The sequence below is a fragment of the Chitinophaga solisilvae genome (assembly GCF_009928525.1).
GTDB classification, from domain to species: Bacteria; Bacteroidota; Bacteroidia; order Chitinophagales; family Chitinophagaceae; genus Chitinophaga; species Chitinophaga solisilvae.
Genome location: NZ_JAABOK010000004.1, coordinates 436,193 through 454,424 on the forward strand (window position 1 = coordinate 436,193; position 18,232 = coordinate 454,424).

The following is an 18,232-nucleotide window of genomic DNA, read 5'->3' on the forward strand; positions in this document are numbered from 1 at the left end:
ATCCTTATTCAATCATTCGGCATGAAAATACCCCGCATTTTCCATCAGACCTGGAAGAACAATGATCTTCCGGATGATTTCCGGCTGTTTATGAATACATGGAAAAAACACCATCCTTCCTGGGAACATGTATTGTGGACAGATGAAATGAACCGTCTTTTCATCAGGGAAAAATATCCCGGCTTCCTGCCGGTGTATGACAGCTATGAAACCAACATTCAACGGGTAGATGCTGTCAGGTACTTTATCATCAACAGTTTCGGCGGTGTGTACGTAGATCTCGACATGGAGTGTGTACAGCCCCTGGAACCACTGCTGGCGGCACATACCTGTGTGCTGGGCCAGGAACCTGCCGCACATTGCCAGTTGCATAACAAACAGATGATTATCAGCAATGCGTTCATTGCGGCAGCGCCGGCGCATCCGTTTATCCGGAAAGTATGTACGGAGATGTTTACCGGTATTGCTGCACCCGATGATCAGAACGACTATATCCTGGAGTCCACGGGTCCCTTCCGTATCACCACTATATACGAACAGATGGAAGCCGCAGGCAGACCAACGCTGGCCTCCTTCGATCAGTTATATCCGCTGACCAAAGATGAACTGCAAAGTTGTCCGAACCGTAAACAGCTTTTAAAAAAATATGCATCGCAACTGAATACCGCCTATGCCATCCATTACTATTGGGGAACATGGTGGAAAGGCGACCGGAAACTACCGCTCCTGGAGCGGATATGGAAACACATTTCTTCCCCGCACCGTACCACAGATTGTTGAACATGAATAAATCAAATTAACGTGAAAACATTTAACATCCTAGCAATTAACTTCAACCATGATGGATCCGCTGTCATCCTCTCCGATGGCAGGATCTCCGCTTTCCTTAATACTGAGCGCTTTTCAAAAAAGAAAAAACATCCCGGCATAAGAGAGGCCGACCTCAACCAGCTCCTGAAGCAGGCAGGGTTGCAACTGGAAGATATTTCCCTGATGATACTATGTAATATTCACAGCATGGATTCAGACGATATTCCAAAGTTATACGGATCTTCCCTGAAGGAGTCCTGGTTCGATTTCTGGGTGAACCAGACTTTAGACAAGGTATGGATCAACGGGCTGGAATTACCCTGCCTGGTAAACCCGGACCATCATCTGCTGCATTGTTCCCTGGCATACTATACTTCTCCTTTTGACAGCGCCGTCTGCTTCTCCTGGGATCCTACCGGCTTCGGTGTTTTCATCGGAAAAGATAATAAAATGACCAAGGTGAGATATGATATTAAAACACACTTCACCTGCTGGTGGTATAATGAAGTGGCCAGCCAGCTGTTTGATACAGGCATCATCGGAGCTGGAAAGGTAATGGGGCTTGCTCCTTACGGCCATCCCGGCAGCCTGCAGAACAAACGCCTGGAGGATTTTGCAGACATGGAAGAATTTTTTGCCTTGTCAGACAACGGCGGTAATCCGGTGATGGTAGAGGCCAACGGCCGCCAGCTCAATGCCACCCTTGCCTATAACGTACAGGCACTGATGGAACAGCAGCTGGGAGATATCATGAACGATCTCTGTAAAATTGCAGCGGATAACGGCGTTGCTGCCAACATCTGCCTCAGTGGCGGCGGCGCGCTCAACTCTGTCGCCAACCAGGTAGCCTTCAGGAATTCAGCATTTGAACGTATCCATCTGCATCCTGCCTGCGGCGACGACGGTACTCCTATCGGAGCAGCCATGTGGTACTGGTTCAATCAGCAGGACCACCCGCGTATTAAGTATACTAACCGTGATATGATGTATTCCGTTACTTCCTATGAAGATAAAATAGAACAGGCGCTCAGCCTGCCGGAATATGAAGGACGTATCAGGGTAGAAAGAACAACGGACTATATCAGGCAAACAGCCAAGCACCTGGCTGATGATAAAATTATTGCATGGTTCCAGGATGGCAGCGAAATAGGTCCCAGAGCGCTGGGCAACCGGAGCATCCTGGCCAACCCCCGCAATACGGACATGAAAGATATTCTGAACAGCAAGGTGAAGTTCCGCGAAGGTTTCCGTCCGTTTGCTCCCAGCGTACTCAATGAGTTTGCAGCAGAATGGTTCGGCCTGAGCGACAGCCCCTTCATGCTGCGCGTATGCGATGTACTGCAGGATAGCATTCCGGCGGTGAGTCATGTGGACAAAACCGCCAGGATACAAACAGTTTGTGAAAAAGATAACCCTGACTACTACACGCTCATCAGCAACTTCCATAGTATTACCGGTATCCCGCTGGTGATCAACACTTCTTTTAATATCAAAGGAGAGTCTATCGTGGAAACGCCGCAGGATGCCATTCATTGCCTGCTCAACACACAGATCGATTACCTGATATTCAGGAATTTTATTGTGTCCAAATGTGCATGATGAATATTCCCGACAGCTATTACTCCATTCAAACCTTGAAATATGTATTATCTTGATTCAAGTCATATCGCATCCCTTCCCCTGGATTGGCCGGCGTTGACAACCACCATCCGCCACGCTGCAGCAGCTGTCAGCAACGGTACCTATGTGCAGCCACTGAAACCCTACCTGCGTTTTGGCGATCCGGTAAACCGCATTATTGCCATGCCCGCCTATATCGGAGAAGGCTTTGATGTGGCCGGTATCAAGTGGATAGCGAGCTTTCCCAACAATATTAAGAAAGGTATCCTGCGCGCCAATTCTGTGACTATTCTGAATGAAGCAGCTACCGGCGTACCGTTCTGTATTATTAATTCGCCGCTTGTCAGCGGCATACGTACTGCTGCTGTATCCGGCCTTATCCTGGAGGAAGTAACCCGGTACAGATCGCCTGAAAAGCGCTTCCGGGTTGGTATTACAGGCTTCGGGCCTATAGGCCGCCTGCACCTGCAGATGGTAGACGCCTTACTCGGAGAAAGAGTAACTGCCTATGACATCTATGATGTGAACGGAGTAGAAACAGACAGTATTCCCGCACATCTGAAAGAGAAGGTGACGGTTTGCCATAACTACGAAACTGCATTCAATGACGCTGATATTTTTATCACCGCCACGGTGGCAACGAAAAGATATATCACCGGAAAACCGGTGCAGGGAAGCCTGCAGCTGAATGTATCCCTGCGCGACTATGACAGCAGTATCCGGCAGCATATCAACCGGATGCTGGTCGACAACTGGGAAGAAGTATGCCGCGAGAATACAGATATTCACTGCATGCACGAAGCCGGATTATTGCAACAGGAAGATACCCTCGACCTGGCGGATATCTTTGGCGGTAACAGGCTGGCAGATCTCCGCCCGGATGAAACAGTTATGTTCAACCCTATGGGCATGGCTATTTTCGACATGGCCATCGCACATTATTTCTATCACTATGCCCGTGAAATGAAAACAGGTATTGCCCTGGGAGAAACCCTGGCAACAGAAGCCTGACCCTTGCCCTGACTGCAGCGGCGAGATGTTTGTTACCCGGTTCCACTGCACACAGCACCCTGATCTCTCATCACCACTTTACCCGGCCATATGCTGCGAAGAACAACCGTTCGGGCAGCATATGCCTTGCCGGATATTATCAGCATTTAATTAAATACAACAAGATGAATCCACTCATACAAAGCCTCGAAAAACTGGCCCCGCGCATCGGTAAATCTCCATTGATGAAACTGGATGCACCTAATATCAACCTCATGGTAAAACTGGAATATACCAACCTGACCGGCAGCGTGAAAGACAGGCCGGCCTATAATATCCTGTACGAAGGCATCCGGAAGGGCCAGATCAACGAGGATACCATTATCATGGAATCCAGCTCCGGCAATTTTGCCATCGCCCTGGCTACCATCTGCCGGGAACTGGGCCTGCGATTTATTCCGGTGATAGATCCCAATATCAATGAAATGAATGAAGAAAAACTCAGGGGGCTGGCATATGATGTGGTGAAAGTACAGGAACGTGATGAAACCGGCGGCTTCCTGCTTACCCGCCTGCGTTACATACATAAATACATGGAGGAGCATCCAGGTATTTACTGGACCAACCAATATGCCAATAAAGATAATTACATGAGCTATTACCATACGCTTGCGCCGGAAATAGCGGAAGAAGCTGCCGGCGTGGATTACCTGTTTGCTGCGGTAAGCTCCGGCGGTACCATCACCGGACTGTCGATCAGACTAAAGGAATTATATCCGCATATCAAAGTGATCGGTGTAGATGTGGAAGGCTCTGTTATATTCGGTTCCCCGCCCAAACCAAGACAACTTTCCGGTATCGGCTCCAGTAAGGTACCTCCCATATTATCCAATGCACTGATTGACGAGGTGATGATTATCTCTGAAGAAGATATCCGCAAGGGCGCCCGTGAGCTGTATGCTACCCACGGCGTTTATGGCGGCGCTTCCTGTGGTGCGGCCTACTTTGCCGTATGCAGCTATTTCCATAACAGGAAATTTTTCCGCTTACCCAATGTAGTGTTCATCTGCCCGGATCACGGACATACCTATCAGCAGGTAGTGTATGAACAGGCTTTGTCCGGAACCGTTTCACTCTGATGATGATGTTATGCACGATATGAAGAACCTCTTTTTTTTAATGTACCCACTGAAAGGGCCGCACTATGCTACCTTCCGGCTTGCCGCGCTGCTGGGCGACCTGGGCTTCAATATTATTTTTATCGCCCCGTCGGGATTGCACCAGCTGATAAACGGGCAGGGCTGGGCAGCTGAGACGCTGGGAACGCAGACCGAAGCGGACGATGAGATAGGAAGCATCAGGAACTATAACAGCCTCCTGGAAAATATAGATGCCGCACGCCCGGAAATCCTCGGTATGATTGGCACACTGGTGAACCGGCATCATCCCGCAGGGGTACTGGTGGATGCAGATATTATTGGATTCGCCCTGCCTTTCTATCATTTCAAAGTACCTGTTGTTGTCATTAACGAACATTACCAGAGTGACAAAAGCACCGCAGCGCCGCCGTTCTTCTCATCTACTGTAGCCGGTAATTCCTGGTGGCATAAGCTGCTGATTCATACTGAATGGATGCAGTGCCTGTATCGCAATAAAGCCCGGTACTGGCGGCAACGCCTGGAGTCCGGCGGAAAAACGGATCTGCAGCATAGCAGACTTGCGCATGTATGCGGTTTCCCCCTGAAACGGTTTGCCCGCTTCGACCGTGCATGGGGCTACCGGCTGACCAACTACCCCGAATATTTCCTCTACCCGCAGGAAATGGATTTCAGCCGCACCTTCCTGCCCGGACAGCTGCTGATAGGCCCTATGGTGGATTTAAACCGCACCGAGCCAGCTTTCTGCTGGGAAAAAATTAACCGGCAGGACAAAATCATTTTCTGTTCACTCGGAACACTGCCGGAAGTCTACATCACACATATTGATACCTTCTTTCAAAAACTGATTAACGCCTGTCGCAATATTGACGGTATACAGCTCATATTGTCTGTGGGCAAGCGTTTGCCGGCTGTTAACATAGATCCCTCCTGGAATAATGTCCACGTTTTTGAACAGGTGCCCCAGATGGAAATACTGAAGCATGCCAGCCTGATGATTAATCACGGAGGCATCAACTCGGTAAAGGAATGTATATGGTTCGGCGTGCCGATGATTGCCTACCCGCTGTCGGAACAGAATGACCAGAAAGGAACGGCCGCCCGGATCGTGTACCGTGGCCTCGGACAGCGGGGGACACTGACTGATGCTGCGGAGAAAATCAGACGCACAATCCTGAAAGTATTGAACAATCCCTCTTATAAGACCAACACGTTGCGCATGCAGGACACCTTCCGTGACTATGCCGCGAAAGAAAATATGTATGCTTCGCAGATAGCAAGGCATTTTGAAAATATCTACTCTCATTATTAACTGCTGAAGAATGGAACCCTTACAGAATTTAATGCTGATGATACATGTTGACAGCTGTACGGATAGTGCATTGTTACATGAAGCAGTCGGTAAGTTGTTTGGCAGGCATGAGCAATTGCGGATGCTGCTGCCGGAGAATACCATGCCGCTCCTATATCATGTTCGCCTGCGCCGCAGCCGCGACCTGTCAACCATACCTGCCCTCCTGGAACGTTTCAGTACCCGTGAGTGGGCTTTAAACCCTGCTGTGCGTTACAGGATTGCGTGGCTTGAATCCGGTGAAGGAACGGGTCTGCTCGCATGTATTTTCGATAGCGCCGTGGTCGATGATTTTTCTCTTCATATCATCAATAAAGATCTGCAGGCATATTTACAACAGCCGGGCAACATGGCGGCAGACAGTCATACTACACCATACACCGCTTTCAGAAAATGGCAATCTGAACTGCCGGAAGAATATATGCAATCGCTGCTTTACTACTGGCGACATGAACTGTCGTCCTGGGAAGGCAGCAGCCTTATCCCCGAATTCCCCGGCAGCCGCAAAACAGGCCGCACCACGGCCTTCTTTGAGCTGCCGGCAGCTGCTACGGCTGCTTTGCGGCAATACAGCCAGACTGCCGGTGTGGAATTGCAGGCCGTATTGCTGACACTCGTCCGGTCTTTTTTGTACCGGCATACTGATAATGATGACAGCATGCTGCTGCTGCCGGTCGATAACCGCGATACAGAAAAACTACAGACCATCGTAGGGCCGCTTCAGCATATGGTTTTATTCCGTACCCCTGTTTCGCAGGAAGATAGTTTTCAGTCGCTGCTGACAGCAGTAACACAGCAGCTGGAGAAAGTAACCGCACATAAAGACCTGCCATACCAGCGGCTGCAGGAAGCATTGGGAGACATGATGCCGGAGGCGGATGTTTATTTCAGTTTTAATGAACGGCAGGCCTCAGCGGCTGCATGGAAAACCCTGTATGCCGGCACAAGCCCCTGTCAGCTCAACTTTATATTCACCCTGTCAGCGGAGCAATTATGCCTGCAACTGGTATATGATCCGGAGGCCTTCTCCCGTGAATTTGTTACACAGGTATCCGATGCGCTGGCATTGCTGGCAGTCACCTGTACCCATCATATCAGCAGCCCTTTATCCCGGCTCTCCCTGCGTGATGAGCTGGAAACGGAAATGCTGATCCGTCAGTATCAGCCGGAAGGCGCTTATCTGCAAGGCGCCACAGTGCCGGGCCTGTTTGCCGCACAGGTATTGCAGCATGGCTCCCGCATGGCGCTGGGCGGCATTGGCGGTGGCATGACCTACCGCGAACTGGATGAGCGCTCCAGCCAGCTGGCACATTACCTGATAAATGAATGCCGGTTGCAGTCAGAACAACTGGTAGGCATGGTGATGGAGCGTGGCCCCTGGCAGGTGATTGCCATCCTGGCCATCCTGAAGGCCGGCGGGGCCTATGTTCCGATGGATCCCGCCTATCCGGCTGAACGTATGGCGTTCATGGCGGATGATGCAGGATTACAGCTGGTGCTGACAGACGGCAGTGCTGCTGCTATTCCGGGTGTGCAGCTGCTGGATGTAAACACGACCGCGTTTTCACACTTGCCGGCATCCTGCCCGGAGGTGAGTATTGCGCCGCATCAGCTGGCGTACGTGATCTATACCTCCGGCACTACCGGTCAGCCCAAAGGAGTGATGGTAGAGCATCGCAACGTGGTGCAGCTGCTGTTCCCCGATAATCCGCTGTTCGACTTTGGTCCGCAGGATGTATGGACCCAGGCGCATTCCTATTGTTTCGACTTCTCCGTATGGGAAATATTCGGCGCCTTGCTGTATGGCGGACAACTGTTGCTGCTGGACCTGGATACCATTCGCAGCGGTCCTTCCATGATGGACGCATTGCAACGGGAAGGAGTAACGGTGTTATGCCAGACGCCCGGCGCATTCCGCAACCTGGCGCAGGATGTCAACCGCCCCCTGCAGGTGCGTTATGTGATCTTCGGCGGGGAAGCGTTGTACCCTTCCATGCTGGCGGACTGGAAACAGTGTTATCCTTCCTGCCGGCTGATTAATATGTATGGTATCACAGAAACTACTGTGCATAATACTTTCAAAGAGATAGGCCCAGCCGAGATTGCATCAGGAGAAAGCCTGATGGGACATGCGCTGCCAACGCTGCGTACGTATGTGCTTGACCGTTATGGTCATCCTGTATTGCGTGGCGGAGCCGGTGAGCTGTATGTCGGCGGCGACGGCGTGGCGCGTGGTTACCTGGGCCGCCCTGAACTGAATGCCGCCCGCTTCCTGCCGGATATGTTCGTCAGCGGCAGTCGCATGTACCGTTCCGGCGACCGGGTACAATTACTGGGAGATGGCAGCCTGCGTTATATAGGTCGGATCGATAAACAGGTGAAGATCCGCGGTTACCGTGTGGAGCCGGGTGAGATAGAACGCGTGCTCGAAAAGCATCCGGCAGTGGATGGGGTAGTGGTAAAATGCCGTGGTGATAAACAGGGTAACAACTACCTGGTGGCCTATGTGCTGTCAGCGGCAAAGGTGGATACCAATGTGCTGCATAACTATGTGGCGGCACAACTGCCATCGTATATGGTACCGTCTTACTTTATCCTGCTGGACAGCTGGCCGCTGACGCGTAACGGTAAAGTAGATGAACGGCTGCTGCCGGACCCTGCACTGCTGCAGGAGGATACGGTAGCGGCAGTAACGGACGAAACAGAACAGCAATTACTGGAGCTGTGGCGGCAGGTGCTGGAACGCAGCCCCAGCAGCGTGCACGATAATTTCTTTGAATCCGGCGGCCACAGCTTGTCTGCCATGCAGCTGCTATCACTGCTGCAACGCACTTTTGAAGTGTCGCTGGAACTACGTGATATTTTCCTTCATACCACCATTGCCTCACAGGCTGCGTTGATACGGAATGCTGCCAGCAGCCGCTATGAGGCATTACAGCCGGCAGAGCATAACAGTTATTACGCGGTATCTTCTCCGCAGAAGCGTTTGTTGCTGCTGCATGAGCTGGACCGTGGCTCACTGGCTTATAACATGCCTTCCGCCATACGGCTGGAAAGCAGCGTCACGCGGGAGCAGGTGCAGGCAGCCTTTGTGGCCCTGCTGCGCCGGCATGAGAATCTGCGCACTTCCTTCTCCGCACAGAACGGTCAGCCTGTACAGCAGGTGGCTGCTGAGGTAACGTTAGTGCTGGAAGAGTATGACGGCGATCTGCCTGTATCTACGCTGTTGGAAAATTTTGTGCGTCCGTTTGATCTGGGACGTGCGCCGCTGCTGCGTGCAGGCTATGCGCCCTGCGCCGATGGCAGCATTTTGCTGCTCACAGACCTGCATCACATCATCGCCGATGGTAACAGTATACAGCTGCTGACAGCAGATTTTCTGTCGGCACTTTCGGGAGAGGCGTTAACGCCGCTGCCACTACAATACAAAGACTATGCAGCATGGCAGGTCTCCAATGCGGGCTACCGGGAGCGTCTGCAGCTGCAGCGCGATTACTGGCTGTCTGTTTTTGCGGAGCCGGTGGAACCGCTGCAATTGCCTACGGTGCGGCCCCGTCCTGCGGAACGTGATTTTTCCGGCGCCGTGTATCGCCTGGTGCTGCCGTCATCAGCAGGGCAGCAGCTGAAAGCGCTGGCCCGCGAAGAAGAGGTGACGTTATTCATGCTGCTGCTGACGCTGTATAATGTGCTGCTGAGCCGCCTGAGCGGTCAGGATGATATTGTCACCGGCGTACCCGTGGAAGGCCGCCTGCATCCTGATACCCGTCAGATGGCCGGCATGTTCGTACATACTTTACCGTTACGCAACCATATCTCCGGAGAACAGTCTTTCAAAAGCCTGTTACAGGAAGTAAAACAGCGTACGCTGTCAGCCTTCAGCAACCAGGACTATCCTTATGAACAGCTGCTGGAAGAATTGTCGCTGGCGCGGGATATCAGCCGTAATCCTTTATTCGATGTGAGCCTGACGGTAGAGGTGGAAACAGCCGCGGGCCGTTCACTGGCGGGCAAAGCAGTACCGGTGTCTTTGCCGGAAACACAATCCAAATTCGATCTCAGCCTGCATTGTCTTGACAGGGAAGGAGAGATGGAATTGAATTTTCAATACAGTACAGCTTTGTTTGACAGCGCTACGATAGCGCTGTACGCTTCGTGTATGGAGCAGCTGATCGGCCAGGTGCTGATAAACCGGGAGGTACTGATAGCTGCGGCAGATATATTGCCGGCGGAAGAAAAAGCTGCTTTGTCGTCATCGTATAACCGTTCAGGTTATGCTGACACGGCTACGCTGCCAGAACTGTTTGCCTCACAGGCATTGCAGCAAGGTTCCCGCATGGCGCTGGGCGGCATTGGTGGCGGCATGACCTACCGCGAACTGGATGAGCGCTCCAGCCAGCTGGCGCACTACCTGATAAATGAATGCCGGTTGCAGTCCGAACAACTGGTAGGTATGGTGATGGAGCGCGGCCCCTGGCAGGTGATCACGATCCTGGCTATCCTGAAGGCCGGCGGGGCCTATGTTCCGATGGATCCCGGCTACCCGGCTGAACGTATGGCGTTCATGGCGGATGATGCAGGATTACAGCTGGTGCTGACAGACGGCAGCGCTGCTGCTATTCCGGATGTACAGCTGCTGAATGTACACACAACCGCGCTTTCACATTTACCGGCATCCTGCCCGGAGGTAAGCATTGCGCCGCATCAGCTGGCATATGTGATCTATACCTCCGGCACTACCGGTCAGCCCAAAGGGGTGATGGTAGAGCATCGCAACGTGGTGCAGCTGCTGTTCCCCGATAATCCGCTGTTCGGCTTTGGTCCGCAGGATGTATGGACCCAGACGCATTCCTATTGTTTTGATGTATCGGTATGGGAAATATTCGGCGCCTTGCTGCATGGCGGACAACTGTTGCTGCTGGAGCTGGACACCATCCGTAACGGCGCAGCCCTGATGGATGTGATGGAACAGGAAGGGGTAACGGTATTATGCCAGACGCCCAGCGCCTTCCGTAATCTGCCGCAGGATGGCTGCCGTCCGCTGCAGGTACGCTATGTGATCTTTGCCGGCGAGGCATTGCATCCTGCTATGCTGGCAGACTGGAAACAGTGTTATCCTTCCTGCCGGCTGATTAATATGTATGGTATCACAGAAACTACTGTGCATAATACTTTTAAAGAGATTGGTCCTGCCGAGATTGCATCAGGAGAAAGCCTGATAGGGCATATGCTGCCTACGCTCACAGCGTATGTACTTGACCGTTATGGTCATCCTGTATTGCGTGGCGGAGCGGGAGAACTGTATGTTGGTGGGGCAGGGGTAACACGTGGTTACCTGGGCCGCCCTGAACTGAATGCCGCCCGCTTCCTGCCGGATATGTTCGTCAGCGGCAGTCGCATGTACCGTTCCGGCGACCGCGTACAGGTGTTGGAAGATGGTAGCCTGCGCTACATCGGGCGTATCGATAAACAGGTGAAGATCCGTGGTTACCGTGTGGAACCGGGTGAGATAGAACGCGTGCTGGAAAAACATCCGGAAGTGGATGGGGTAGTGGTAAAATGCCGTGGTGATAAACAGGGTAACAACTACCTGGTGGCTTATGTGCTGTCAGCGGCAAAGGTAGCTGTCAATGTCCTGCATAACTATGTAGCAGCACAGCTGCCATCGTATATGGTACCGTCTTACTTTATCCTGCTGGACAGCTGGCCGCTGACGCGCAACGGTAAAGTAGATGAACGGCTGCTGCCGGACCCTGCACTGATGCAGGAGGATACGGTAGCGGCAGTAACGGACGAAACAGAACAGCAGTTACTGGAGCTGTGGCAGCAGGTGCTGGAACGCAGCCCCCGCAGCGTGCACGATAATTTCTTTGAATCCGGCGGCCATAGCTTGTCTGCCATGCAGCTGCTATCGCTGCTGCAACGCACTTTTGAAGTGTCGCTGGAACTGCGCGATATTTTCCGTTATGCCACCATTGCCTCACAGGCTGCATTGATACGGAATGCTGCCAGCAGCCACTATGAGGCATTGCAGCCGGCTGAGCATAACAGTTATTACGCGGTATCTTCTCCGCAGAAGCGTTTGCTGCTGCTGCATGAGCTGGACCGCAGTTCGCTGGCCTATAACATGCCTTCCGCCATACGGCTGGAAAGCAGCGTCACGCGGGAGCAGGTGCAGGCAGCCTTTGCGGCCCTGCTGCGCCGGCATGAGAATCTGCGCACTTCCTTCTCCGCACAGAACGGTCAGCCTGTACAGCAGGTGGCTGCTGAGGTAACGTTAGTGCTGGAAGAGTATGACGGCGATCTGTCTGTATCTACGCTGCTGGAAAATTTTGTGCGTCCGTTTGATCTGGGACGTGCGCCGCTGCTGCGTGCAGGCTATGCGCCCTGCGCCGATGGCAGCATTTTGCTGCTCACAGACCTGCACCACATCATCGCCGATGGCAGTAGTATACAGCTGCTGACAGCAGATTTTCTGTCGGCACTTTCGGGAGAGGCGTTAACGCCGCTGCCACTACAATACAAAGACTATGCAGCATGGCAGGCCTCCAATGCGGACTACCGGGAGCGTCTGCAGCTGCAGCGCGATTACTGGCTGTCTGTTTTTGCGGAGCCGGTGGAACCGCTGCAATTGCCTACGGTGCGGCCCCGCCCTGCGGAACGTGATTTTTCCGGCGCCGTGTATCGCCTGGTGCTGCCGTCATCAGCAGGGCAGCAGCTGAAAGCGCTGGCCCGCGAAGAAGAGGTGACGTTATTCATGCTGCTGCTGACGCTGTACAATGTGCTGCTGAGCCGCCTGAGCGGTCAGGATGATATTGTCACCGGCGTACCCGTGGAAGGCCGCCTGCATCCTGATACCCGTCAGATGGCCGGTATGTTCGTACATACTTTACCGTTACGCAATCATATCTCCGGAGAACAGTCTTTCAAAAGCCTGTTACAGGAAGTAAAACAGCATACGTTATCTGCTTTCAGCAACCAGGACTATCCTTATGAGCAGCTGCTGGAAGAATTGTCGCTGGCGCGGGATATCAGCCGTAATCCTTTATTCGATGTGAGCCTGACCGTAGATGTGGAAACAGCCGCGGGCCGTTCACTGGCAGGAAAAGTGGCACAGATACCTTTGCCGGAAACACAATCCAAATTTGATCTCAGCCTGCATTGCCATGACCGGGAAGCTGGTATGGAACTGGAATTTCAATACAGTACAGCTTTGTTTGACAGCGCCACCATAGTGCTGTATGCTTCGTGTATGGAGCAGCTGATCGGCCAGGTGCTGATAAACCGGGAGGTATTGATCTCAGCGGCAGATATATTGCCGGCGGAAGAAAAAGCAGCTTTGCTGTCATTATCGTATAACCGTTCAGGTTATCCCGTTACTGCTACGCTGACGGGGCTGTTTGCTTCACAGGCATTGCAGCAAGGTTCCCGCATTGCGCTGGGCGGCATTGGTGGCGGGATGACGTACCACGAACTGGATGAACGTTCCAGCCAGCTGGCGCATTATCTGATAAATGAATGCCGGCTGCAGTCAGAACAGCTGGTAGGTATGGTGATGGAGCGCGGCCCCTGGCAGATGATTGCCATCCTGGCCATTCTGAAGGCGGGAGGAGCTTACGTGCCGATGGATCCGGCCTATACCGCGGAGCGGCTCTCTTTTATGGCTGCAGATGCCGGGCTGTCGGTGGTGCTGACTGACTTGGAAGAAACAGCCGGAAAGCTGCCGGATACCAGGTGTATTCATATCAACGACATAGCGCCTTCGCTGAACCGTTATCCGCTTACTGCTCCCGTTGTGGAGATCAGGCCGGAACAGCTGGCGTATGTCATCTATACTTCCGGTACTACCGGTAAACCGAAGGGCGTACTCGTAGAACATCGCAACCTTGTGCAGCTGCTGTTTCCGGATAATCCGGCGTTTGATTTCACTCCGCAGGATGTCTGGACCCAGGCGCATTCCTATTGTTTTGACTTCTCCGTATGGGAAATATTTGGCGCCTTGCTGCATGGCGGCCGGCTGGTATTAATATCACGCGATACGCTGTACAACAATGACGCATTTACACAGCTGCTGGAAGAAGAAGGTGTAACGGTATTGTGCCAGACACCCGGAGCTTTCCATAACCGCCAGGAAGCCATACTGGCTTCAAATGCGCGGTTGCAGGTGCGCTATGTGATATTGGGCGGCGAAGCGCTCAATCCTGTTATGCTGGCAGGCTGGCACACACGTTATCCGTTATGTCTGCTGGTAAATGTATACGGCATAACAGAAACAACTATTATCAGTACCTGGCAGAAAGTAGGTATGGAAGAGATAGCCCGGGCCTGGGTATCCATCGGCCGTCCGTTGCCGGGGCAGGCTACGTATGTGCTTGACCGTTACAGATACCCTGTACTGCGTGGCGGTACGGGAGAGCTGTATGTAGCGGGGGCCGGCGTGGCGCGTGGTTACCTGGGCCGCCCTGAACTGAATGCTGCCCGCTTCCTGGCGGATACTTTCGTCAGCGATGGCCGCATGTACCGTTCCGGCGACCGGGTGCAGCTGCTGGAAGACGGCAGTCTGCGCTACATTGGCCGTATCGATAAGCAGGTAAAGATCCGCGGCTACCGTGTGGAGCCAGGTGAGATAGAGCGCGTGCTCGAAAACCATCCGGAGGTAGAAGGGGTAGTAGTAAAATGCTGCCAGGATAAAAAAGGTAACAACTACCTGGCGGCCTATGTGCTGTCGTCCGCTAAGGCAGATACCAATGCCCTGCATAACTATGTGGCGGCGCAGCTGCCATCGTATATGGTGCCGTCTTACTTTATGCTGCTGGACAGCTGGCCGCTGACACGCAACGGTAAAGTAGACGAACAACTGCTGCCGGATCCCGGCCTCCTGGAAGATACTGCGGTGGTGGAAGTAAAAGATGAAACAGAACAGCAGCTGCTGCAGCTGTGGAGTCAGGTGCTGGACCGCAGCCCCCGCAGCGTGCACGATAATTTCTTTGAATCCGGCGGTCATAGCTTATCTGCCATGCAGCTGTTATCACTGTTACGACGCACTTTTGAAGTGTCGCTGGAACTACGCGATATTTTCCGTTATGCCACCATTGCCTCACAGGCTGCGTTGATACGGAATGCTGCCTACTGCCGCTATGAGGCCGTGCAGCCGGCGGAACACAAAACCTTTTACGCGGTATCTTCTCCGCAGAAGCGGTTGTTACTGCTGCATGAGCTGGACCGCAGTTCGCTGGCTTACAATATGCCTGCTGTTATACGGCTGGAAAGCAACTTTTCCCGTGCACAGGTGCAGGCAGCCTTTACAGCGCTGCTGCGCCGCCATGAGAACCTGTGCACTTTCTTCTCCATACAGCAGGGCGAACCTGTTCAGCAGGTTGTCAGCGAGCTGACAATTGAACTGGAGGACTATGACGGTAACCTGCCTGTATCTGCACTGCTGGAAAGTTTTGTGCGCCCGTTTGATCTGGGCCGTGCGCCGCTCCTGCGTGCAGGCTATGCCCCCTGTGAAGATGGCAGCACCTTGCTGCTGACAGACCTGCACCACGTCATTGCCGATGGCGGCAGTATGCAGCTGCTGACAGCAGATTTCCTGTCAGCGCTTTCGGGAGAGGCGTTAGCGCCGCTGCCGCTGCAATACAAGGATTATGCTGCATGGCAGCTATCTAATGCGGACTACCGCGAACGCCTGCAGCTGCAGCGCGATTACTGGCTGTCTGTTTTTTCAGCGCCGGTAGAACCGCTGAAACTACCAGCAGACCTGCGCCGCCCGCGGATAAAAACCTTTAACGGACATACCTGCCAGCTGTCGCTGGACAACCATACCAAAGACCGCCTGCAGGCATTGGCCGGCAGCTATCACACCACCATGTTCTCCGTGTGCTATGCCTTGTTTAATGTACTGCTGTCCAAAATATCCGGTCAGCATGACTTTATCACCGGCAGCCCGGTATCCGGCCGGCATCACCCGGATACGCACAACATGGCGGGGATGTTCGTTAACATGCTTCCGCTCCGCACGAAAATTGATCCGGACAGTCACTTCGGCGCCTACCTGCAACAGGTAACGGATACTGTATTACAGGCCATGAACAACCAGGACTACCCGATAGAAGATCTGATCGGCGAATTGCCGCTGGTGGCCAATGCCGGAAGGGAACCGCTTTTCGACGTTTCCTTCAGCTTTAATGCAGAACCTGCGCCTGTACAACAACCGGGCGTTACACAACTAAAAATCAGTAACAACACCAGTAAATATGATCTCACCGTAATCGGTGAATATGATCATGAACAACTGGTGTTCATCTTCCAATACAATACTGACCTGTTTTCTCCCGAAAGAATCATGTCCTGGATGTCTTATTTCAAGGAACTGATTACACAGGTCATACATGACGATCAGCAGCAGATCGCGCAATTGCACGTCTATGCCGATGATCAGGAAAAAGCCATGTTCACGCCGGTAGCAGCAGCGGTGGAGCAGGAAACAATTACTTCCATGTTTGAAAAGCAGGTGGCCGCAACACCGGCTGCCACGGCACTTGCGTTTGAAGATAAACAACTTTCATACGAAGAGCTGAATGAAGCCGCGAATAAACTGGCGTGGCGGCTGAAAGAAACCGGAGCGGGTCCGGAAACCGTGATCGCCATTATTGCAGAAAGATCCCTTGAAATGATAGTGGCCATGCTCGGTGTGCTGAAGGCAGGCGCTGCTTATCTGCCGGTAGATATCACTTATCCGGCGGAAAGAATACAGGCTATCCTCAGACATGCCGGCGTTACTACGGTATTGGCTACACGGGAAATGCCCGGTATCCGCGAAGGGTATCAGGTGATTGACCTGCTGGAGAAAATAACGCCAAAAAAAGGCAATACCCGCAATCCTGCCGTACAGGGCGGAGCGCAAGACCTGGCCTATATGATCTTTACTTCCGGCAGCACCGGCACTCCCCGCGGTGTCATGATTGAGCATCATTCCATTGTGAACACGCTGAAATGGCGGCAGCACTATTACGGATTCCAGCCGGGAGAAGTTTCCCTGCAGATACCCTCTTTTGCTTTCGACAGTTCGGTAGAAGATATTTTTTCCATGCTGCTGTGTGGAGGAAAGCTGGTAATGATAAAAGAAGAACAACGGCTGGACATGAAGCACCTGCACAGTCTCATCAGCAAACACCGCGTGAATTACCTGCTGATGGTACCCGGCTTGTACAAGGAATTACTGCAATGCCAGTCCGGATACGACCTTTCTTCCCTGAAAGCTGTAACGCTGGCGGGAGACAGCTTTTCGGCCGACCTGGTACAGATTCATTTTGAAAGAATGCCCCGGACAAAGCTGCTGAACGAATACGGCCCTACGGAGAACAGTGTGTGCAGTACCATCTATGAATTTGATAAGGACCATACAGAAGTATTGATAGGTAAAGCGATCAGCGGGGTGGTCTGTCATGTGCTGGATAAGGATCTCCGCCATTGCCCTCCGGGCCTTCCCGGTAAGTTGTACGTATCCGGCGCCGGTTTGTGCCGCGGGTATTATCTGGCTGATGGCAGATTGGAAAAGCCATTTGTAAGGAATCCTTACTTTGAAGATGAGTGGCTGTATCCTACGGGCGATCTTGCAGAGATGCTGCCGTCAGGTGATCTGCGTTTTCTGGGAAGGGTGGATCAGCAGGTAAAGATCAGAGGATACCGTGTAGATGTGCTGGAAGTAGAAGCGGCGCTCAGAGCCATCAGCGAAATCGGTGATGTACTGGTATTGCCGGAGAAGAATAGCAGCGATGAATCAGAGCTGCGGGCCTACCTGAAACTGAATGGAGAGGTAGATATTATGCTGGTGAAAAAAGCGTTGGCAGCCCGGTTTCCATCATTTATGATCCCTTCCGCCTATTATGAAATCGATGCGCTGCCGCTTAATACAAATGGTAAGGTAGACAGGGGTGTGAAAGGGCTGAAGGGACGTCTACTGGAACATGCCCTGCCTTTTGCCGATCCTGTTTCCGGCATGGAGATACTGATAGCAGATGTATGGAAGTCAGTGCTGGGCATCGAAAAAGTAGGCAGGTATGATAACTTCTTTGATGCCGGCGGTAATTCCATGAAAGCGATCAGGCTGGCAAACAGCCTGTCTGAAACACTGGGCCGTGACTTCCCTGCATTGCTGGTATTTGAATACGCCTGTGTGGCCGATATGGCGGGCTACCTGAACGCACACCAGGAAGGAGTGCAGCTGGGAGATAGCCGCGAGCAGGATGCCGGATTACTGAATGATGCAGTAAATAATCTGTTTAACCTGTCTGAATAACTGATG

The 18,232-nt window shown here is 52.6% G+C and carries 6 protein-coding genes; all 6 read left to right on the forward strand.

The annotated features are described in order from the left end of the window. Positions 1-21 precede the first annotated feature (21 nt). Entirely contained in the window at positions 22-780 is a 759-nt protein-coding gene (locus GWG06_RS10335) for a glycosyltransferase family 32 protein (RefSeq protein WP_160713071.1), read from the forward strand. 21 nt (positions 781-801) lie between these two features. Beyond that, the gene (locus tag GWG06_RS10340) at positions 802-2,409 is read left to right on the forward strand and encodes a carbamoyltransferase family protein (RefSeq protein ID WP_202182988.1); all 1,608 of its coding nucleotides are present in this window, start codon (positions 802-804) and stop codon (positions 2,407-2,409) included. 42 nt (positions 2,410-2,451) lie between these two features. Beyond that, entirely contained in the window at positions 2,452-3,441 is a 990-nt protein-coding gene (locus tag GWG06_RS10345; protein ID WP_160713073.1) for a 2,3-diaminopropionate biosynthesis protein SbnB, read from the forward strand. Between the two features lie 164 nt (positions 3,442-3,605). After that, entirely contained in the window at positions 3,606-4,559 is a 954-nt protein-coding gene (locus GWG06_RS10350; protein ID WP_127036209.1) for a pyridoxal-phosphate dependent enzyme, read from the forward strand. A 40-nt stretch (positions 4,560-4,599) separates the two neighbouring features. Then, entirely contained in the window at positions 4,600-5,889 is a 1,290-nt protein-coding gene (locus GWG06_RS10355; protein ID WP_160713075.1) for a glycosyltransferase, read from the forward strand. 37 nt (positions 5,890-5,926) lie between these two features. Then, positions 5,927-18,226 (forward strand): non-ribosomal peptide synthetase, encoded by a 12,300-nt coding sequence (locus GWG06_RS10360; protein ID WP_235938261.1) that lies wholly within the window; start codon positions 5,927-5,929, stop codon positions 18,224-18,226. Positions 18,227-18,232: the final 6 nt, after the last annotated feature.

What these genes read in the sequence shown, in the direction of transcription:
- GWG06_RS10345 (WP_160713073.1), top strand. Translation starts at nt 2,452, where the DNA reads ATGTATTATCTTGATTCAAGTCATATCGCATCCCTTCCCCTGGATTGG.
- GWG06_RS10360 (WP_235938261.1), top strand. Translation starts at nt 5,927, where the DNA reads ATGATACATGTTGACAGCTGTACGGATAGTGCATTGTTACATGAAGCA.
- GWG06_RS10350 (WP_127036209.1), top strand. Translation starts at nt 3,606, where the DNA reads ATGAATCCACTCATACAAAGCCTCGAAAAACTGGCCCCGCGCATCGGT.
- GWG06_RS10355 (WP_160713075.1), top strand. Translation starts at nt 4,600, where the DNA reads ATGTACCCACTGAAAGGGCCGCACTATGCTACCTTCCGGCTTGCCGCG.
- GWG06_RS10335 (WP_160713071.1), top strand. Translation starts at nt 22, where the DNA reads ATGAAAATACCCCGCATTTTCCATCAGACCTGGAAGAACAATGATCTT.